15 protein-coding genes and 1 pseudogene are annotated in these 19,508 nt (G+C 40.1%); 7 read left to right on the top strand and 9 right to left on the bottom strand.

The window, feature by feature from the left end:
• The first annotated feature begins 34 nt into the window (after positions 1 to 34).
• Positions 35 to 1,180: a DNA polymerase III subunit gamma/tau gene (locus tag ACEW8U_RS01790; RefSeq protein WP_373520321.1), complete on the top strand. Its 1,146-nt coding sequence runs from the start codon at positions 35 to 37 to the stop codon at positions 1,178 to 1,180.
• Between the two features lie 239 nt (positions 1,181 to 1,419).
• Positions 1,420 to 1,764: a hypothetical protein gene (locus ACEW8U_RS01785; RefSeq protein ID WP_373520320.1), complete on the top strand. Its 345-nt coding sequence runs from the start codon at positions 1,420 to 1,422 to the stop codon at positions 1,762 to 1,764.
• Here the strand turns inward: ACEW8U_RS01785 and ACEW8U_RS01780 are convergent.
• From ACEW8U_RS01780 to ACEW8U_RS01765, 4 genes are read right to left on the bottom strand one after another with little or no spacing between them, the layout of a single operon-like run.
• Positions 1,761 to 2,750, bottom strand: coding sequence for a DUF3078 domain-containing protein (locus ACEW8U_RS01780; protein ID WP_373520319.1), 990 nt, complete (start codon positions 2,748 to 2,750; stop codon positions 1,761 to 1,763). The genes ACEW8U_RS01785 and ACEW8U_RS01780 overlap by 4 nt on opposite strands.
• A gap of 29 nt (positions 2,751 to 2,779) precedes the next feature.
• The gene (locus tag ACEW8U_RS01775; RefSeq protein WP_373520318.1) at positions 2,780 to 4,372 is read right to left on the bottom strand and encodes a LysM peptidoglycan-binding domain-containing protein; all 1,593 of its coding nucleotides are present in this window, start codon (positions 4,370 to 4,372) and stop codon (positions 2,780 to 2,782) included.
• A 2-nt stretch (positions 4,373 to 4,374) separates the two neighbouring features.
• Positions 4,375 to 5,019, bottom strand: a complete 645-nt coding sequence (locus tag ACEW8U_RS01770; RefSeq protein ID WP_373520317.1) for an O-methyltransferase — start codon at positions 5,017 to 5,019, stop codon at positions 4,375 to 4,377.
• 2 nt (positions 5,020 to 5,021) lie between these two features.
• Positions 5,022 to 6,251: a M16 family metallopeptidase gene (locus ACEW8U_RS01765; RefSeq protein WP_373520316.1), complete on the bottom strand. Its 1,230-nt coding sequence runs from the start codon at positions 6,249 to 6,251 to the stop codon at positions 5,022 to 5,024.
• 140 nt (positions 6,252 to 6,391) lie between these two features.
• Between ACEW8U_RS01765 and ACEW8U_RS01760 the strand changes: the two genes are divergently transcribed.
• From ACEW8U_RS01760 to fdhD, 3 genes are all read left to right on the top strand, one after another.
• Positions 6,392 to 7,681, top strand: coding sequence for an aminopeptidase P family protein (locus ACEW8U_RS01760; protein WP_373520315.1), 1,290 nt, complete (start codon positions 6,392 to 6,394; stop codon positions 7,679 to 7,681).
• 301 nt (positions 7,682 to 7,982) lie between these two features.
• Complete coding sequence (locus ACEW8U_RS01755) at positions 7,983 to 10,256, top strand: FdhF/YdeP family oxidoreductase (RefSeq protein ID WP_373520314.1); 2,274 nt, start codon at positions 7,983 to 7,985, stop codon at positions 10,254 to 10,256.
• The gene (gene fdhD / locus ACEW8U_RS01750; RefSeq protein WP_373520313.1) at positions 10,256 to 11,107 is read left to right on the top strand and encodes a formate dehydrogenase accessory sulfurtransferase FdhD; all 852 of its coding nucleotides are present in this window, start codon (positions 10,256 to 10,258) and stop codon (positions 11,105 to 11,107) included. Before ACEW8U_RS01755 ends, fdhD begins: the two co-directional genes overlap by 1 nt.
• A 162-nt stretch (positions 11,108 to 11,269) precedes the next feature.
• On the opposite strand, the gene ACEW8U_RS01745 is transcribed toward fdhD, so the two are convergent.
• Positions 11,270 to 11,647 (bottom strand): VOC family protein, encoded by a 378-nt coding sequence (locus tag ACEW8U_RS01745; protein WP_373520312.1) that lies wholly within the window; start codon positions 11,645 to 11,647, stop codon positions 11,270 to 11,272.
• A gap of 148 nt (positions 11,648 to 11,795) precedes the next feature.
• On the opposite strand from ACEW8U_RS01745, the gene ACEW8U_RS01740 reads away from it, so the two are divergent.
• Complete coding sequence (locus ACEW8U_RS01740; RefSeq protein ID WP_373520355.1) at positions 11,796 to 12,725, top strand: Gfo/Idh/MocA family protein; 930 nt, start codon at positions 11,796 to 11,798, stop codon at positions 12,723 to 12,725.
• Between the two features lie 341 nt (positions 12,726 to 13,066).
• Here ACEW8U_RS01740 and ACEW8U_RS01735 read toward each other — a convergent pair whose 3' ends face one another.
• Positions 13,067 to 14,464 (bottom strand): Fic family protein, encoded by a 1,398-nt coding sequence (locus tag ACEW8U_RS01735; protein WP_373520311.1) that lies wholly within the window; start codon positions 14,462 to 14,464, stop codon positions 13,067 to 13,069.
• 541 nt (positions 14,465 to 15,005) lie between these two features.
• Here ACEW8U_RS01735 and ACEW8U_RS01730 point away from each other — a divergent pair.
• Positions 15,006 to 15,665, top strand: coding sequence for a hypothetical protein (locus ACEW8U_RS01730; RefSeq protein WP_373520310.1), 660 nt, complete (start codon positions 15,006 to 15,008; stop codon positions 15,663 to 15,665).
• Between the two features lie 48 nt (positions 15,666 to 15,713).
• Here the strand turns inward: ACEW8U_RS01730 and ACEW8U_RS01725 are convergent, their stop codons facing one another.
• From ACEW8U_RS01725 to ACEW8U_RS01715, 3 genes and pseudogenes are all read right to left on the bottom strand, one after another.
• The gene (locus ACEW8U_RS01725; protein ID WP_373520309.1) at positions 15,714 to 17,588 is read right to left on the bottom strand and encodes a 6-phosphogluconolactonase; all 1,875 of its coding nucleotides are present in this window, start codon (positions 17,586 to 17,588) and stop codon (positions 15,714 to 15,716) included.
• Between the two features lie 171 nt (positions 17,589 to 17,759).
• A complete protein-coding gene (locus tag ACEW8U_RS01720) occupies positions 17,760 to 19,226 on the bottom strand; it encodes a sodium:solute symporter family protein (RefSeq protein ID WP_373520308.1) in 1,467 nt (488 codons plus the stop codon).
• Positions 19,227 to 19,293: 67 nt separating this feature from the next.
• A pseudogene (locus tag ACEW8U_RS01715) lies at positions 19,294 to 19,508 on the bottom strand (gfo/Idh/MocA family oxidoreductase); the annotation flags it as partial.

Raw genomic sequence — 19,508 nt, 5'->3', positions numbered from 1 at the left:
AGTCAGGTTTCCAATAATTTTATATCTTGCGGTGATGGAAAATTTTGTTGTTTCAGCTAGAAAATATAGGCCTTCCAATTTTAAAAGTGTCGTAGGTCAGGGGCATATTACAACTACCCTGAAAAACGCCATCAAAAATGACCACCTGGCACAGGCTTTTCTTTTTTGTGGACCCAGAGGAGTTGGAAAAACCACTTGTGCCAGAATCTTGGCCAAAACCATCAACTGCCCAAATCTTACAGCTGATTTTGAAGCTTGCAATGAATGCGATTCCTGCAAAGCTTTTAATAATAATGCATCCTTTAATGTCCATGAACTCGATGCTGCATCCAACAACTCGGTAGATGATATCAGGAACCTTATCGAACAGGTCAGGTATGCACCTCAGCAGGGACAATATAAAATTTATATCATTGATGAAGTTCACATGCTTTCGAATCAGGCCTTCAATGCCTTTTTGAAAACATTGGAGGAGCCTCCCAAGTATGCCATTTTTATTTTAGCAACGACTGAAAAACATAAAATCATCCCTACCATTCTTTCCAGGTGTCAGATTTTTGATTTCAATAGAATTCAGATTGCGGATATTGCCCAACACCTCAAATACATCGCTGCCGAAGAAAAGATTGAGGCTGAGGAAGAAGCATTGAGATTGATTGCCACCAAAGCAGATGGCGCATTGAGAGATGCCCTGTCTATATTTGACTTGATTGTCACCTTTTCGGCTGGCAAAAAATTGACCTATCAGGAAACCATCAGCAATCTCCATATTCTGGACTACGATTATTATTTCAAGGTTTTGGATGCGCTTTTGGCAGAAAGTATTTCAGATGTATTGTTGACTTTTGATGAGATTTTAAAAAAAGGATTTGATGGCAATAATTTTATCACAGGATTGTCTGAGCATCTTAGGGACCTGATGGTTTGCAAAGATCCTGCAACCATTGATTTGTTACAGGTTTCAGAATCTGCTAAGGAAAGATACCTTTTACAATCCCAACAAGCGGGCGTCTCTTTTTTATTATCCGCATTGAATATCTGTAATCAATGCGATATCAATTATAAGGCGAGTAAAAACCAAAGGCTTCACGTAGAGTTGGCATTGATGAAAATGGCCAAATTGCCTCAGGCCATTTCATTGGCTGTGTTGGCCCAAGAGGAGTCAAAAAAAAAAGGCTGATTGAGCCAGAAGAGCCAACTAAAAGCGAAGGCGTTGCGGCATCACTTTTCAAAGATGCCAATCCCTTTGCCGCCAAAAAAACAGAAGCTCTACGGACGCTTTCCATACCCACAAGTATCAGTCAAGCAAGAAAGCAGGTAGAAGAAAGGCCCATTTCCATAACAACTAAAGATCAAGAGGAAGAAAAGCAAGAGCAGTCTAATGTAGATCAACTAGCTGAAATTTTTGATTTCAACAAATTGCAAAACGTTCTTTTCGAGATCATCGAAGACTATAAAACAAATCATAAAAATCTGGAAGTCACTGTACTGAAACAAGAAGTTGTTTTGAAAGGGGAAACCATTACTTTTCAACTCAATGGGGAATTACAACAGGATATTTTTCACAAAATCAAAGCAGATGTATTGGGTACTTTAAGGAGAAAATTGAATAATTACAGTATCCACCTTGAAAGTGAAATCAAAGAAGAGGAATCCGGGAAAAAGAAGCTATACACCAGTACAGATAAGCTACAATACTTAAAGGAAAAATCTCCGGCATTGGCAGAATTCCAACGAAGGTTTCAATTGGAAACCGATTTTTAAAAATCAAGTCCAATCCCAAAATTGATCATATTCTGTAATTGCACAGCCTGTCTTGGAGGACCCTCCGCTTGTTGTATCAGTACCCTTTCGTCATAGATCAATATGGTTTCAATTCGGGTGGTAATGTATTTATTGACTTTCATGGAGATTACTGAGTTGAAATTGACCACAAAATTCCCCAATCTTTCAAAATTGGTAAACAGGTTTAAATCTGCTTTCCACCTAATATTTTCAAGCATTTGTATATCAGTTGTAGATCCAAAAGACACCCCTGCTTCTGCACGGATATTTTCACCGGGTATGACCCCAAATGCTCCAGCATTACTGAGAGAATCATTGAGCACAACTGTAAAACGGCCTGTAAAAGGCGAGGCAATGATTGAAATCCTATCTTTATTGTCATATTCCTTACGGTAATTCAAACCCGTTGAGGATTGGATGTAAGCAGGAGCAAGGAAATCGGAGAGTTTTGACCTGGAATCAAACTCTGAGCCAGAAGGCCTGAAATAGCGATAACCTGAAAGTAATTGGGTTCTTGCCTCCAACTGTGTAGTCAAAAACCAAAGGTCCGTAAGCTCCCGTCCATATTTGCTAATAAAAATAAAGTTATCATTGGTTTTCCTTGTTCGGAACCTTCTGTCTGACTGACTATTAAATCCTGCACTGACATTTAATTTGGTATCCCAGATGATCTCATCTTTTTTATAATTGGCAAAAAGACTCAGGCCAGTATTCAGGGCAAAATTACTTGCCCCACCTGCATTCCAGTTAGAAAGGCTTACTTGTTGAAGGCTCAGGTTAAAATTCCCTCCATTTTCCCAATAGACCGGTTTTACCTGTTGTTTGATAATAATTGAATCTCCCAACATAATAATAGTGTCACCACTAATTAGCAGGGTGTCAGCAAGCATTAATCTATCCTGAGCTTTGAGCAAGGAGACAGAAACAAAGAAGAAAAGACAAAGGGAGAAAACTCTTTTTTGCATTTTGCAGGTTCAAAGTGCTAAAATAAAATTCATGGTTTATTAATCGTCAATTTTTGTCCAATCTTTATATCATTGTTTGATAATCTGTTCCATTTCTTGATATCATCGACAGTTACCCCATATTTTTGGCTGATTCGGAACAAATTTTCCCCTTGACCCACAGTATGGATGGCAACTTTTGGACTTGTGTTGGAAGTAGCTGGACTGGAAACAGGAGAAGTGGTATTTTGAGATTGATTAACTTTAGTTGGACTTGTGGGTGTTGGCTGTTGATTGTTGTAAGCGACGACCTTCCTAAATTCAGTAGCTGGAACCATGGGAATATCCTCACCCCTTTTGAGATGTTCTCTTAAATTCAACATCATTCCAGCTTTTAGGTCCCTGTCTTCGTTTATTCGATTCTTAGCCTTTAAAGCAGATAATTTGATGCCGTACATTTGGGAAATTGACCAAAGGGTTTCTCCGGGAAGAACAACATGTTGCTCTTCTTCAGCTCTGGTTTTCTTTGCTTTGGTGTAGTAATATTGACCGGCCTCTATCTTTTCATTTTTTTCGAGGTCGTTGATCCTTCTGAATTTATTTTCTTTGATCCCTATCTGATCTGTGAAATTTTCTTGGGTTGTTGTGTTGGCCGCTTTAACACCATCTATGTTATTAACCTTGATCTGATTAGGCTGGGTAGCATTTGATTGGTTTCCTGTGACTATTGGGTAAGCAGTATTGCTCACGGTACTGACAGTAGTAGCAGCAGGCTGGGTTGTAGGTTGGGTTTGGGCAATTGCGGGTCTAGCTTGTTGTGTGCCCTCCCTCATATATACTATGGAATAAGGCCTGTCATCGGGGATATTGCCTTTAGCGGTCCATTTGTTGTATTCTTTTAAATGGGCTTCAGTTACACCCAGTCTTGGTGCAATGGCTTTCAAAGTTGTTGGGCCTTGTATCCTGATTTCCTCCAAATACCCCGAATTGCTTGCTAATCTAACAGTCGGACTTTCAAAAGCAACCTTGTGGGCCAGAAATTTTTTAAAGTACCAATGCGAATTTCTGTCAATTTCGACTACTTTTTTTCCATTAAATTGTGTCCCAAAATAGCCTCTAGCTCCCCCCAATCCCATTTGGTAGGCCACCAACGCACAAATCCAATTATCAAATTGGGCATTGTTTTTTTTCAGATATCTTGCGGCCCCTTGTGTAGAGTTCACAATGTTTTTCCTGTCATCAACTTGATTATCTACCCTTAGAGACACTTCTTCTGCTGTCCCTTGTTTGAACTGCCAGAATCCTACTGCATTTGAAGTAGAAACAGCATCAGAGATCAGGCTGCTTTCTTGTATAACCAAATATTTAAAATCTGCAGGAACCCCTGCGTCTCGCAATTCCCTCTCTACCAAAGGCAAATAAAGATTTACCCTTTCGGCTTTTGCCCTGAAATAGGTTGGATTACGGTAAAGGGCATCTACATCACTTTGAATTTCTCTTCTCGCCTGTTCATTGATTTTAATTGTTATGTCTGCAAAACGGAGTTCATTGGGGACTTGTGGAACCTGGGCCCAAGCCATCGGCCCAATTAAAAAAGTAAAGCAGATCAGTAAATTTCTCTTGAAGGTCATTAAATTATTCATATTCATATTTTTCTTGCCAGCATTAATCCGTCTCTGATAGGAAGAAGTACATTTTCGACTCGTGGATCATTCTGAACCATTCTATTGTAATCCAGTATAGTTTGCGTGTCTTTATCAATCTTATTTCCCTCCTCAGTAATTACTTTTCCGGACCACAATACATTGTCCGCCAATATGATGCCACCTTGATTCATTTTTTCAACGACAAGGTTATAATAATTGATATAGTTTCCTTTGTCGGCATCAATAAAGACCATATCAAATTTTTCCTCAATGATAGGAATGATATCCATAGCATTTCCTATTCTATAATCTATTTTTGAATCCAATCCGGATTTTTTGAAAAATCCCCTCGTCATGTCTTCCAACTCCTCATTGATATCCAAAGTGATAATCCTGCCATTTTCCCCTAATCCTCTGGCTAAGCAGATTCCGGAGTAACCCGTGAATGTCCCGATTTCCAAGATGACTTGGGGATTCAACATTTTAACCAACAATTCCAGGGTCTTTCCCTGTAAGTGGCCGGAAAGCATTCTTGGCATCAATACCTTGGCGTGAGTTTCCCTTGAAATGTGCCGGAGCAATTCATCTTCTCCGCTGCTGTGATCTTGGCAATATGATAATATTTCGGGGGAGAGAAAATCCATTTTCAGGCAGGAATATAATTCAGGTAACTCAATTGGTCAGGGCTATAAACTTCATTGGCAATATCCATCAAATCCTCAGCGGTCGATTCCCTGATAATGCCAAAGATAGTATCCAAGGAGTCAATTCTCCCTTTGTCCAACAAGTTTTTAGCAAAAACCAACATCAAGGCAGCATAATTTTCTTCGGCCATCGCCATTTGTCCGATAGCCTGTTCTTTGGCCATGTGGAGTTGCATGGTTCCCAATTTTTTGAGCCTCAACTTTTCCATTTCTTTCAGCACGACTTTTTTGGCCCGGTTTGCAGTTTTCTGTTCCGTACCAAAATAAACCCCAACAAAACCTGTGTCAGAGTAGGCTTGATAATGTGATTCCACACTATAGACATAGCCATGTTTTTCCCTTAAGGAAAGATTCAAACGGGAATTCATACTAGGACCGCCAAGGATATTGTTGAGCAAGTATAATTGAAATCTCCTGGAATCATAAAATGAAAATGCAGGTTTTCCAATGGCACAATGGGCCTGCGTAATTTCCTTTTCGACGACTTTCACCTTGGGTTGATATTTGGTGAAACCGCTTCTGACATACAAACTTCTTTTCGCAGGGATTTCAGTCAGAAAAGATGCTACTTGTTGAAGCACTTTATTGAAAGATATATTTCCGATTACCGAGAAGACTATCTGTGTGGTATCGAGCCGGGAAGATATAAACTCAAAAAAGTCTTCCTGGGTAAAATTGGTAACAGTTTGCTCAGTTCCCAATATATTTCTGCCCAAAGCATGCCCCTCAAAAATCAGCTCATCAAAATCATCTTGAATGGAATCATCCGGTGAATCACGGTACATGGCCATTTCTTCCAATATGACCTGCCTTTCTTTGTCGATTTGCTTTTTTGGAAATGTACTGTTGAAAGTGATATCGCATAAAAGCTCTGCAGCTTTCGGGAAGTGTTCTTTTAAAATGCTTGAATAAAAACAGATTTTTTCCTTGGTAGTGTAGGCGTTCAATTCTCCTCCAAGAGATTCCAATCGGTTAATGATGTGATAGGCCTTTCTTTTTTTGGTCCCTTTGAATGCCATGTGTTCCCAGAAATGCGCCAAACCTTCCTGTTCCTTGGACTCATCTCTACTGCCAATGTTCAGTACAAAACCACAATGTACCATCCGGGTATGGGTGACTTCCTGATGTACTATTCGGATCCCATTGGGAAGTTCCTTTAAATTATATTGCATGCTTAATTTTTCCTTGCCTCAAAGTACAAAAATAAAAGACTTATTGATGTGTTTTTTTACCCAATTGATAAATGGTATTTTTGGTTCAATATCTAATACCTAATTTCATTCTTCTCTAATACCAATTATCAGGACACATTATGAAATACACACCTTTATCACAGGACTTTTACATCAAAAACCGTCAAAAACTCAAAGAAAAACTTCCCCCAAAATCTTTGGCAGTATTTCATTCAAATGATATTTTGCCAACAAATGCGGATGGATCAGTTCGTTTCCGACAGAATAATGACATTTTTTACCTCACAGGGATTGATCAAGAGGAATCGGTATTGGTGGTTTGTCCGGACTTTCCAGATCCTAATTTGCGAGAAGTGCTGTTTTTACGAGAAACCAGCGAGCATATTGCGATTTGGGAAGGTCATAAATATACCAAAGAAGAAGCGTTGGCAACTTCAGGGATTGAAAATATACAATGGGTTTCCAATTTTGATGGTGTTTTGAATACATTGATGGCCTTAAGTGAAAATGTCTTCCTAAACACCAATGAGCACCTTCGTGCAGCTGTGGTGGTCGAAACCAGAGATGCTAGGTTTATAAAAACCTGCAAGGAAAGATATCCATTGCACCATTATCATCGTGTGGCTCCGATAATGCATGCATTGAGAGCGGTAAAGGAAAAAGAAGAATCAGATCAAATGCAGATCGCTTGTGATATTACAGAAAAAGGCTTCAGAAGAATCCTTTCCTTTACAAAACCCGGAGTGACGGAATATGAAATAGAAGCGGAGTTGATCCACGAGTTTGTACGAAATCGCAGTAAAGGCTTTGCTTACGAACCCATCATTGCCAGTGGTGCCAATGCCTGTGTGCTGCATTATATTGAAAACAAAGAAATCTGCAAAGACGGGGATTTGATCCTTATGGATGTCGGGGCGGAATATGGAAACTATAATGCGGATATGACCAGGACCATCCCTGTCAATGGAATATTTACTAAAAGGCAAAAGAAGGTTTATAATGCCGTATTGCGGGTGCAAAGAGGTGCCATGGATATTCTCAGACCGGGGATCAATATACAGGATTACCATAAAGAGGTGGGTTTGATGATGCAGTCAGAATTACTTGAATTGGGCTTGATTGATCAAAATGACATCAAAAATCAGGATCCTAAGACCCCCGCCTACAAAAAATACTTTATGCACGGCACTTCGCATCATTTAGGTTTGGATGTGCACGATGTGGGGACCATGCACGAACCCATCACACCGGGGATGGTCTTTACCGTTGAACCGGGGATTTATATACAGGAAGAAGGTTTGGGAATAAGGTTGGAAAATAACATTGTCGTCCTGGATGAAGGTTATTTCGATTTGATGAGAAATATACCGATTGAGGCCGAGGAGATTGAGGAATTGATGAATAAGTGATGTAGTTGTCGGGTCGTTTGGTAGTTATATTGGTTTCTTAAAAATTGTATGATGACCGATGTCGGATGCAAGGGCAACCGTCATGGTGAGTCCCTAACAATATTAAAATGCTCAGAAAATGTAATGACATCAAAAATACCCACTCGGCAGCCGTCATCCCGAGGCACGAGGGATCTCCAGAGGTCCTATCTAATTATATTATATACTGTATCTCATGAGATGCTTCTCCCGATCGCTATCGGGATCAGCATGACGGCGCTCCGATATATGTCATTGGTAACTATCATTTGGAAAGATTTAAATGAAAAAAGAAAATAAAGTCAAAATTTCTCCTATGCCGGGGACTTCAGTTGGATTCCCGGCCATCAAATCTGTTGGATATTACCTTTGGGAAGAAACCTATATTGGAAGGGGTGTAAAGACTTTGTTCAAACTCAATCAGCCCAAAGGCTTTGATTGCCCAAGTTGCGCATGGCCTGACCCGGATGCAGATAAAGTAAGTAAAATAGCGGAATACTGTGAAAATGGAGTCAAAGCGGTTGCTTGGGAATCCACCAAACACAGAGTAACAGCAGATTTTTTTAAAGAAAATTCCATTGATTCACTCTTGGAAAAATCAGATTATTGGCTGGAAAAACAAGGGAGGTTAACCCAACCGATGATTTTAAGGGAAGGCTCTCGACATTATGAACCCATTTCTTGGGATGAGGCTTTTGAATTCATTGCTGAAAAGCTGAGTGGCCTTGATTCCCCGGATGAAGCCGTATTCTACACCTCAGGTAGGGCCAGCAATGAGGCTGCTTTTTTATATCAATCTTTTGTGAGGCAATTTGGTACAAACAACCTTCCTGACTGTTCTAATATGTGCCATGAGGCAAGTGGAAAAGCTTTGAAAGAAACATTGGGTATTGGTAAAGCTTCCGTGACCTTGGATGATATTTCTGAGGCTGATGTGCTGATTAATATTGGACAAAATGCCGGAACAAATTCACCGAGGATGCTTTTGTCCCTAGAGCAATTAAAGAAAAATGCCGGCAAAATTATCGTAGTCAACCCCATGCCCGAAGCTGGTTTTATGCATTTCAGGCATCCGCAAAGACCTTGGGAATGGGTAGGGAAACCTACAAAAATTCATGACCTGTATCTTTCTATCAGGATTAACGGGGACATTTTTTTCTTAAAAGCCCTGATGAAGATTTTATATGAGGAGGATTTGAGGAGTGGAGGAAATGTCTTTGACCATGCCTTTATTGATAAAAATACTTCAGGCTTTGAGGATTTGCTTAAGGAATTGAAAACTTCAAATCTGGAGGAATTGATCCAGCAGAGTGGCCTTGAACCAGAGTTGGTATTTAAGGCCGCAGAAATGCTCAAAGACAAACAAAAAATTATCATTGCTTGGGCCATGGGAGTCACCCAGCACCGAAATGCCGAAAACACCATCAGGGAGATCGTCAACTTATTATTACTGAAAGGCTCTATTGGAAAAAAAGGAGCAGGCACCCTTCCTGTGAGAGGGCATAGCAATGTGCAGGGAGACCGGACTATGGGGATTTGGGAAAAGATGCCGGATTCTTTTTTGGATCGAATGGAAAAGATATTTGAATTTAAGGCTCCAAGGAAACATGGATATTCAACTGTAGCGGCAATAAAGGCAATGGCGGATAAAAAGGTTAAGGTATTTTTTGGATTGGGAGGGAATTTTAGTTTGGCGGCACCTGACACCAACTTAGTTTTTGAAGGACTGAGAAACTGTGATTTGACAGTCCAAGTTTCCACTAAGCTCAACCGGAGTCATTTAATCCATGGAAAAGCTGCACTTATTCTCCCTTGTTTGGGGAGAACTGAAGCCGATATCAGTCCAATAGGTCCACAATTTGTAAGTACCGAGGATACCGCAGGAAGGGTCAGAATGTCTTTGGGTGATCTTCCTCCAATTTCCACCGATCTCAAAAGCGAGGTAGAAATCATCTGCGGCATTGCACAGACAACATTGAAAAGCAAAACCAAAACAGAATGGAAATCATTGTCCCAGAATTATGACCTTATCAGGGAAAAGATAGAAAGCGTGATTGACGGTTTTGAGGATTATAACCAAAGAATCAGAAAAGCGGGCGGGTTTTATCTACCCAATTGCAACCGGGAAGGGAAATTTCAAACCCAGGATGGGAAAGCCCATTTCACAGTCAATGCCTTACCCCAAAATGAAATCGGAAAAGGGAATTTTATTTTGATGACAGTTAGAAGTCATGACCAGTTCAATACGACTATTTATGGTTTTGATGACAGATATAGAGGAATCAAAAACAGCAGGGAAGTAGTCATGATGCATGAAGATGATATGAAAACCATTGGAGTTGCATCAGAAGATTTTGTGAATATCACCAGCCATTTCAATGGGCAAAAAAGGGAATTAAGGGATTTTCAAGTAGTGCCTTATATGATTTCCAAAGGTTGTGTTGGTGTTTACTTTCCAGAAGGAAATGTTTTGGTTGCCATAGACAATAAATCACCTGAATCTTTTTGTCCTGCATCCAAATTTGTGGAGGTATCGATCAAAAAATCTGATATCTGATGAAAACCAATTCCCCTGTAACCTGGGTCCATATCAATTCCTGGAAAGACAACCAATTGGAATCCAAGAACGATCTTTTGGCTGTTGAAGAACCTTTACAGATCAAATTGCAATTTGGTAGTGAGCTGGCATGGAAGGAAAAGGCCCTTACAGTGACAATGAGAACACCAGGTCATGATTTTGAACTGGCAATCGGATTTTTATTGGCAGAGAACATCATTCAAAAAAAAGATGATATTCAATTGATCAGGTATTGCAAAAAAGGTAAGCCTGAGGAAAAAGGAAATGTATTGATTGTCAAACTTGAGCCATCGGTTGAGTTTGATCAGGGAATCTTAGACCGGCAGTTTCTGACCAATTCCAGTTGTGGCATCTGTGGCAAAAGTGCCATTGATTCCATTAGCACATTGGGAAAGAAAATGGAACCCGGAATACCCAAAATCAAATCCGAACTCTTATCTCTTTTGAACGAAAGGCTCATGGAAGTTCAGGTAGGTTTCAAATATACAGGTGGGATGCATGCGGCTGCCCTTTTCAATTTAGAAGGGGATTTATTGATACTTCGTGAAGATGTGGGACGCCACAATGCATTTGATAAAGTGGTAGGAGCCGCTTTGGAAAAAGGGAGTATGCCACTAAATCAGCATTTGATGATGCTGAGTGGTAGAATAAGTTTTGAATTGGTACAAAAATCCATCAAAGCAGGAATTCCCATTCTAGTAGCAGTAGGCGCCCCATCAAGTTTGGCCGTCTCGATGGCAGAAGAAAAGGGAATTACGCTTATAGGTTTTTTAAAAAGCGGCAGTTTCAATATCTATTCAGGGAAAGAACGAATCTTTTTTCCGGATTAGTAAATAGTTATATTTCTGTATATGCATCCTTACTAAAATTCTATAATCGCTAAATTTTTCCCCATTCAAGAGTGAAAATATAAAATCACGAATCATCGGTCATCGGTCTTCTCTCAAAAAAAAAGCATCCATTGGCACAAAAGCAGGAAACCACATTTCCAATCATTTCAAAGAATGAATTCCTATCCTATTTCCCTCGCTATCCAGAAACAATCCCATATATCCTATATCCTCTGAGATTAATGTTTTTCTCTGTAATAATTTCCCGCCTGCAGGTTCAACTTTTTCAAGTTCGATTGCCACATCAGTACTCGAAAAATAAACCAAAACCCCTTCAGTACTTGAATTGTAGTATTTCTCATTTTTGACCAGACTTCCACCGGCACCACTTTTGGTGTGGTCCCATGGAAACCACGCCATATCGATTTCATCCATTTTGTGCCTATCCAATTTACAGTCAAAAACATTTTCATAAAATGCCATTGCTCTTTCCATATTTGAGGCAGGTATTTCAAACCAGCCTACGACGACGTGTTTCATATGTGTTTGGGTTTAAACAATAAATTTAAATAAATTGGAGCATAAACTATATAATAACACCAATTAAGTTATGGCCAATAGCGATTTATTTCCCAGACGAGATTTTATCAAAAACACATCTATCCTTGCAGTAGGATTGGGTTTATCAATGGTATCGGGTACTGTATTTTCCGAAATCAAATCAACTATGAATGGAAAAAGAGTTGGAATCATTGGTTTGGACACTTCCCATAGCATTGCTTTTACCAAAGTGCTGAACGGACATAAAGATTCCCCGGATTATTTGGGATACCATGTGGTAGCAGCCTACCCTCACGGAAGCAGGGATATCATATCCAGTAAGGACAGAATCCCCGGCTATACGGAGGACATCAAAAAAATGGGGGTTGAAATCGTGGGATCAATAGCTGAACTTATGGATAAGGTGGATGTGGTCTTATTGGAGACCAATGACGGGAAACTCCATTTGGAACAGGCAATGGAGGTTTTCAAAGCCGGTAAGCGTATGTTTATTGATAAGCCCATGACAGCATCCTTGAAAGATGCGATAGCGATTTTTGAGGCTGCTGAAAAATTCAAGATTCCGGTTTTTTCTTCTTCATCCTTACGGTATATCACCGGAATAGATAAAATTGATAAAAAATCAGTCGTGGGGGCAAGTGCATTTAGCCCTGCGGAATTGGAACCAACACATCCTGATTTGTTCTGGTATGGGATTCATGGGGTGGAGACATTGTTTACCGTGATGGGAACAGGCTGTGAATCTGTGGTAAGGGTCAGTACCAAGGATACTGATGTGGTGGTAGGCACCTGGAAAGATGGACGTATAGGGACATTGAGAGGTACGAGATCCGGCAAACATGATTATGGGGGGATGGCATTTACAGAGTCCGGTAATGTAGTCCTGGGACCTTATGCGGGATATGAACCCTTGTTGTTGGAGATTGTGAAATATTTTGAAACAGGAAATATTCCGGTTCAACCTGAGGAAACTTTGGAGATACTGGCTTTTATGGAGGCAGCTGATAAGAGTAAGAGATTGGGGGGAAGAAGTGTCAAGCTGGAAAAAATAGTTTAAAAGCCCATCAGCTCGGACATCACCAAATGAAAACATCCTAAGATGGGTGTAGAGCATTTCTTCTGTTTATAATTGTTTTTAAATGGTCAGACCTGCCTGTCAATGTCTTTTTAGCATGCAGGTAGGTGGAACACCCATGATAATCATACCCCTTTGTAAGAATGTAATTATAAATGGAGAAATTAATTCTGAAGAATTAGAATTAGCGTTTTTGTCCCTTTAGGGACTTAATATGGGTAGAAAAAAATGTTTAAAGTGGCATTCCGTGCCTTTAGGTACGGTATATATTCTATCCTTTCATTTCGGTCAAAATCTCATTTAAAAAAAAGGCCAAGGAAAGATTAAACCTTCCTTGACCAATTCTCCTTCCAAACCTTAAATTCAGAAAGAGAAACCCTGAACCTTGCAAAACTCCCTTCGTGGATGCCAAGTAATTCACCTTCCACAAATTCCGAAAACTTGTCACGATCTTCTTTCGGAAGTTTTGCTGCTTTCGATTTGATCAACTCAGAACCTGCTTTAGGACTCAGATTAGCAGAAATAATCTCAGTAATCAGACTTTTGATTTCATCCCTGTATTTGGTCCTAAATGGATCTGGCTCGCTGACATTCTGTCGAATCGCTGCATAGCGAACAGCAGATTTTTCATAAGCCCACATAAAGATGTCCTTCAACAGATCCATTTGATTCAACTCATAAACCCCAAGAATCCCTTGCGTGTAAAGTTCATTGGGAACTTCCACAAAGGAAATCGGTGAAAGGTTATGCCTGAACAGAGGTATGTTCGCCGCCAATCGGGAAGTCCTTTTATTGACATCATCAAAAGGCTGTAAATAGGGGAGGTGCACCATCATAAAGAAAGCCTGTTCAAAGGGATTCTCGATGGCTTTTGCTTTTTCCATTATCAGATCAAACTGTTCAGCTATCAATTGTGGGATGGACAGCGGAGTATAAGCCGATTGATAAATACCAACAGGAATAGACCTCAACCTACCGATAGAATCAGGGTCACGCATCAGGTTATCCGCCAGCAATGCATGTAGATTCAACAGGATATACTTGTTGAAATCAAGTTCATCGCCCAACTCAACCAAAAACTCTATAGCATCCTTGTGATTGATGATCATTTGAGCCTCCTCCAGGGATTTGCCCTCGGCAGACTCGCCCAACTCAATCAACCTTTGGGTATCCAACAAAGAATAGGTATTCCCTTCCAGCCTACTTGAGTTCCAGGACAGGTCAATCAACAACCTGTTCAGGATTTCTTTGGCATGAGTCCCGGCAGGCTGATTTTTATTATTGGTCTGACCCAGGACAGTCAATTTGTGAATTTCATCATAAGTCAGATAAGCATCGAAATTTGGTCTGTAAGATCTCAAAAGATTCAAATTGTAACCAACCTTTTTTCTTTCCGAAAGTGGTTTTGACAAATAAGCAATAATCCCTTTCCCTTCTTTGGAAATAGAAATCCCCTCCTTTTTGGGACGGATTAGTCTTTCCTGCTCCTTTTCCATGACAAGACTTAGCTCATGAGAAATATGGTATTTGGTGGACTTGGATCCCCCCGAGGTATAAATTTCCCCCTCTTCCTTCAATGTCTTGAGGCGGCGCTGTAAAGTCCTTAGCTCCAAATCCACCCCATCACTATGCAGGATATCCTCAATAGAAGCACCATACGGGAATCTCTCAATAATCCCTTTGATAACCAGAAGATCTCTTTTTGTGGTTACATTTACCATTGTCGCAAATTTAATTATTCACGACAAATTTACGACAATATTTTATAGAATGTAAATTAAACGACAATTTTTTTAAATTCACGACAAATATTAATAAAGCAATTATTAAACCCACATTGATATATTTCCAATTGAAAATCAATCCATTATATGTTTTTGAAGTATTTTCTTAGTCAGATATTTTTAAAGTTAGGTTTATTAATTGATTTTTAAGTTTGCAATTATCAATTGGTGGAATTTTCAAGACTTTTACTTTTCATTATGAAACAATATAAAATTTTTGTTTTCTCAATTTTATTTCTGATTTCTGGATTTTCATTTTCACAGACCGAAGATGTACTAAAAATAAATGTTTTAAATCCTGCAATATCCTTTGAAAAAGCCACAGGGTCAAATACCACTCTGGATCCTAGTTTAGGTTTTGGATATAATTATTCCTATCCGAATGGAAACCGGGGTTTCTTTCCCCTCAATCCTGAAATCAACATAGGGTTCAATTTGAATTAAGTCCATTCGGGTGTCAGGATCTAGGTTTCAAATAATGCGTAAATACCTTATATTTCTTCTTATCTTTTCACTTTTCTCCTGCAAGAATACCAAGTTCCAGAAGAAGCAGTATTGCAAGGTCTGTTGGCAGCAGGAAGACCTGGTCTTGTTGGAAATTCAGATCCCTGATTTGTTGGTTAGAGAAGAAGAGAAATTGTATTCGATTATCAAGAAACAGTTTGATAAATACCCGGACATCCGTTTGGAATTACTGGAAGATTGGGATTATGAAATGATTGCCGGAAATATCAAAAAGCATGAAACCGAAAAGATGCATCAGGTATTAGGTGTAAAATACCTGTTGAAGTTGGAACTGAAAGACTTTAGGGCATCCGATGGATTTGACATGTTGGAGCCTGATAAAGCCAATGCTATTTATCCCACTCCAAGAGTACCTTTAAATAGTACTTCGGTAGTGGCAATGACATTTATGGAGACCAAAACAGGGCAAGATGTTTTTGTTATGGATCTGTTGACCCGAAGTCAGGAACTCTCCCAATCCGGTTCGGATGGCAGTGAATATTTTTTGGATGGAGGTTCAGTATATGGCACGATGAAAACCGGAGCCAGAAGAGGATCGAAGTATTTATTGGCAGATTGCAGCTGTCCTAAAGGGAAATATATCAAATGGAGCAAAATATTACAGGGATTGTAATTTTTGTGACAGATTAAACTTGGCGTAAAACAATTGAATTATTATCTACTATCCCTCTTTTGAAAACCCAATGATTCCGTCTTTTATTACATGATGGATTTGAATTTGACCTCCACTTTCCATTGAAAAAACAACCGCATCTTTTTTATGGCCCAAATCCATAAAGGTATTGGGGATGGTGGAGGCCATTTTCCAGGCATTCGAAAGGGATTTCAAATGCTTATCGATCAAGTATTGTACCCCTTCCATTAAATTTTTGCTTGCCCCGGCCAACAGCCCATCGCCGTTTTTTAAAGAAAGCCTGCCATTGGGTTCCAGGACAACATTTTCCCCGATATGTGTTTGATACTCTCCGGCTTCCATGCCACAAAACATCGTACTGTCACTTACCAAAAAAGCTTTATCACCTTTGGTTTTCAAAACCACTTTCAGAAAAGATTCCCCCAAATGGAACCCATCCGCAATCAGACTGGCATACAACCCATCATGGGCCAATTGATCCCAAAGCATATTGGGATGACGGGGAAGGACCATAGGAACAGCATTGCCCAAATGGGTGGAAAGATTTGCGCCGGCTTCTGCAGCCTTAGTGATTTCCCCAGACGATGCTAGGCTATGCCCAATGGCAACCTTAATTCCTGATTCATGACATTTTTTGATCAAGTCCATTGCCCCTTCTAATTCCGGCGCCAGTGTAATCAATTTTATCAATCCACCTGAAGCTTCCTGAAATTCTTCGATCAATTTCCAGGTTGGGGTTTGAATGTATTTAGCATCATGTGCACCTCTTGCCCCATCAAGTGGGGATATAAATGGACCTTCCAGGTGAATGCCTCCCACACAGGAAGCAATCAAAGGGTGTTGGGAAACGGCCTGACAAAAAGTTTTGAGTATCTGTAGGATATTGTTCCTTTTATTTGTGATCAGGGTCGGAAAAAATACGGTTACTCCCTTGCTAAGGAGATATTGAGTAGCCTTTAATATTTCCTCCACATAAAGATTTTCATTGTTGAAATCCACCCCATTGACCCCATTTACCTGCAGGTCTACCAAACCTGGAGCGAAAAAAAGAAGCGAATCTGATTCATTTGGATAAGATTGGATTAGGGTTTCAATGAGTTTGTTTTCGGAGTTGAAAAAGGTATAGTTCCCGGTCAATAAGTCTATTCCAAAGGTTTCTTTTCCTAACGGGAATTGTTCTGTGTAAGCATCTTTGTCCGTAAACAAATGGCAATCTCCATGAATCCTTAAAATGGAAGCAGGGCACAGGGTCTCAATGGAACCGTAAAGAGTTTTTTGTAATGCTTCCTTTTTGTTTTTACCAGGAACCACACAGGAGATAAAACCGGCATTCAAAAGAGCGGGAACGGTCAAGGTAAGCGCATGTTTAGGAACATTTTCGAGATTGGGAAAACAACCATCATTTACCTGCTGTTGTCGGCATGCTGCATCGAGTTCTACCTTTTTTACTGCTGCAGGATCATTGAATAAGGCTACAGGAGGGTCGTTAAAAGCAATATGTCCGTTTTCCCCAATCCCCATACACACAATGTCAATAGTTGATTCCTCAATAAGTGCCGTGTACCGAAGGCACTCTGCTTCAGGATGATTATTGCCGTCAATCAGGTGGATTTCCCTGAAGGGAACTTGATCAAATATTTTCCTTCTGAGAAAGTTGGCAAAAAGGGCAGGATGCTCTTTTGGAAGTCCAAGGTACTCATCCATATGAAAAACTGTTATCCTGTTCCAGGGGATATCCTTGATGTTGACCAAAGATTCCAGAAACTCATTTTGGGAAGGTGCCGCTGCAAATACCATCCTTATAGATTCTTTTTTGGCCAGAAATTCAAGGACTTTTGATGCCACAGCTTTTGCAGCAGCCTTACCCATTTCTTTCCTCGAATCGAAAACATTTACATTCATATTTTTTTGTGATTTTCCACAATCTTGATTAAAGAATTCAAAATCAAACCTCAACAATTGGACTGAATCTATACGTCACGGCCCACAAATATCTCTAAAATCTAATATCAATGAATATCTGATTTTATTTTACGATTGATCTGGCAAGTTGTAAAGTTAGCTACCTCCATATTATTCTTGACTTATGGATTTAAGAAGCGATTTGACATTGTCAGGAACCCTTTTGATTTGGATCAAACCTATGCCTACATAGACTATGGCCGACACGACCAAAGGTAAACTGACCTGTAAAGCCAAACTACTGATTTCAATGTTTTTGGTCAAAATAAATGTCACCAATCCTGAAAATATAGATCCAATAGCCGCAATTGGCCCGCAAGACCTGAATGCTGGAATCAACCCAAAAAGCATCGGGATGGCAATCGGTCCTACCAATGCCCCAAACCAGGAAATGATCAAACCCAGTATTCCACCAAAGTATTCATATTGAAGAGCGATAAAGATGGTCATACTGGTGAAGATGAAAGTGGTAATTCTCGCTACTACCAGAGAGGATTTCCCATGGCTAAACTTTTCCGAAAGAGTGGGCAAGATATCCCTAGTAATCACCGCAGAGATGGTGTTGATATCAGAAGAAGTCATGGACATGGTATTGGCGAATAAGGAAGCGATGACCAATCCCACCAAGCCCGAAGGTAAAAGCAAAAGGGTCAATTCCCCATAAGATTGACTTGGGTCAAGCAAATCAGGTAATAAAATCGGTGCTGCCCACATTGGGAAAAATAAAATCAAAGGCCAGATCAGGTACAAAATCCCGGAAAGCCTGGCTGCTTTGATGGCTTGATTTTCGGATGGTGATGAAATATACCTCGTCGCCAGATTCCATTGGCCTCCATTGTAAGAGAGGAAATTGATAAATAAAAATGCCAAGGCAAAACCTACACCGTATGGTTCGTTGAAAGGCTGACTGTTTTCAGGAGGGAGTTGCTCCCAGAGACTGAATATGCTTTGCAGGCCGTCCAATCTTTGGAGCACTGCTACGAACATGACAATTCCGGCCAGAAGCTGTACGATAAATTGGGCAAAGTCTGTCATGACCACAGCCCAAAGCCCTCCAAAAGTGATATATAGCAAGGAAATTCCTCCTGCAATCAAAATGCCTGCTGTCAAACTGATTCCTGTAAATACATTCAATAAGATGGCAATGGCAGCCCATTTGGCTCCGATATCAAACAGCTTCAACAATACGCCGCTCCAGGCCATAATCTGTTGGGTGAGGAGATTGTATCGTTTTTCGAGGAATTCCAAAGGGGATTGAATCTGGAATTGTTTTCTCAACCTTACCCATAAAACAGGAAAAACACGTGCGCTTACAAGGATAGTTGTTCCAATGGTCAAGGCCCACCAAAAATAGACAGACACCCCATGGGTATATGCCAAAGCTGCATAGGCGACAAATACTGCCCCACTATAACCCGATACATGATGCGAAATCCCCGAAAGCCACCAAGGCAGATTGCCTCCGGCCACGAAATAATCCTCAGCACTTCTATTTTTGAAATAGGCGTAAATCCCTATGGCAAGCATCAATAGAAAGAACAGACCTATAATGAGCAGGTCAAAAGTAGTCAGCTTCATAAGGGGGAGTCAATTTGACAATTACAGAAGATTATTTAGAGGACAATAGCTTACTTGGACATAATGATCAGGTGGAATAAGAGGAGTCCCAAAATTGAAAATTTCCTTCTTCCATAGCATTATTGCCCATATGTACTGCTATTGCGGTATTTTTTCCTGCTTTTACATCAGCAAAAGGCTGCTTGTTTTCCCGGATGCATTTTGCAAAATCCATTATGGCATAATAAGTCGGTTCCCGGTTTTTGCCATCCGGACTGTCAAAGGGAATAGGTATGGCTTCTC

Source organism: Aquiflexum sp., from assembly GCF_041751335.1.
Classification (GTDB): Bacteria; Bacteroidota; Bacteroidia; order Cytophagales; family Cyclobacteriaceae; genus Aquiflexum.
Note: the sequence above shows the minus strand (reverse complement) of the source record. Positions and strands in the feature narration are given on the sequence as shown.

Bases quoted from the DNA above. Each gene is read 5' to 3' on its own strand.
- ACEW8U_RS01790 (WP_373520321.1), top strand. From the start codon at position 35: ATGGAAAATTTTGTTGTTTCAGCTAGAAAATATAGGCCTTCCAATTTT.
- ACEW8U_RS01780 (WP_373520319.1), bottom strand. From the start codon at position 2,750: ATGCAAAAAAGAGTTTTCTCCCTTTGTCTTTTCTTCTTTGTTTCTGTC.
- ACEW8U_RS01775 (WP_373520318.1), bottom strand. From the start codon at position 4,372: ATGAATAATTTAATGACCTTCAAGAGAAATTTACTGATCTGCTTTACT.
- ACEW8U_RS01770 (WP_373520317.1), bottom strand. From the start codon at position 5,019: ATGGATTTTCTCTCCCCCGAAATATTATCATATTGCCAAGATCACAGC.
- ACEW8U_RS01765 (WP_373520316.1), bottom strand. From the start codon at position 6,251: ATGCAATATAATTTAAAGGAACTTCCCAATGGGATCCGAATAGTACAT.
- ACEW8U_RS01760 (WP_373520315.1), top strand. From the start codon at position 6,392: ATGAAATACACACCTTTATCACAGGACTTTTACATCAAAAACCGTCAA.
- ACEW8U_RS01755 (WP_373520314.1), top strand. From the start codon at position 7,983: ATGAAAAAAGAAAATAAAGTCAAAATTTCTCCTATGCCGGGGACTTCA.
- fdhD (WP_373520313.1), top strand. From the start codon at position 10,256: ATGAAAACCAATTCCCCTGTAACCTGGGTCCATATCAATTCCTGGAAA.
- ACEW8U_RS01745 (WP_373520312.1), bottom strand. From the start codon at position 11,647: ATGAAACACGTCGTCGTAGGCTGGTTTGAAATACCTGCCTCAAATATG.
- ACEW8U_RS01740 (WP_373520355.1), top strand. From the start codon at position 11,796: ATGGTATCGGGTACTGTATTTTCCGAAATCAAATCAACTATGAATGGA.
- ACEW8U_RS01735 (WP_373520311.1), bottom strand. From the start codon at position 14,464: ATGGTAAATGTAACCACAAAAAGAGATCTTCTGGTTATCAAAGGGATT.
- ACEW8U_RS01730 (WP_373520310.1), top strand. From the start codon at position 15,006: ATGCGTAAATACCTTATATTTCTTCTTATCTTTTCACTTTTCTCCTGC.
- ACEW8U_RS01725 (WP_373520309.1), bottom strand. From the start codon at position 17,588: ATGAATGTAAATGTTTTCGATTCGAGGAAAGAAATGGGTAAGGCTGCT.
- ACEW8U_RS01720 (WP_373520308.1), bottom strand. From the start codon at position 19,226: ATGAAGCTGACTACTTTTGACCTGCTCATTATAGGTCTGTTCTTTCTA.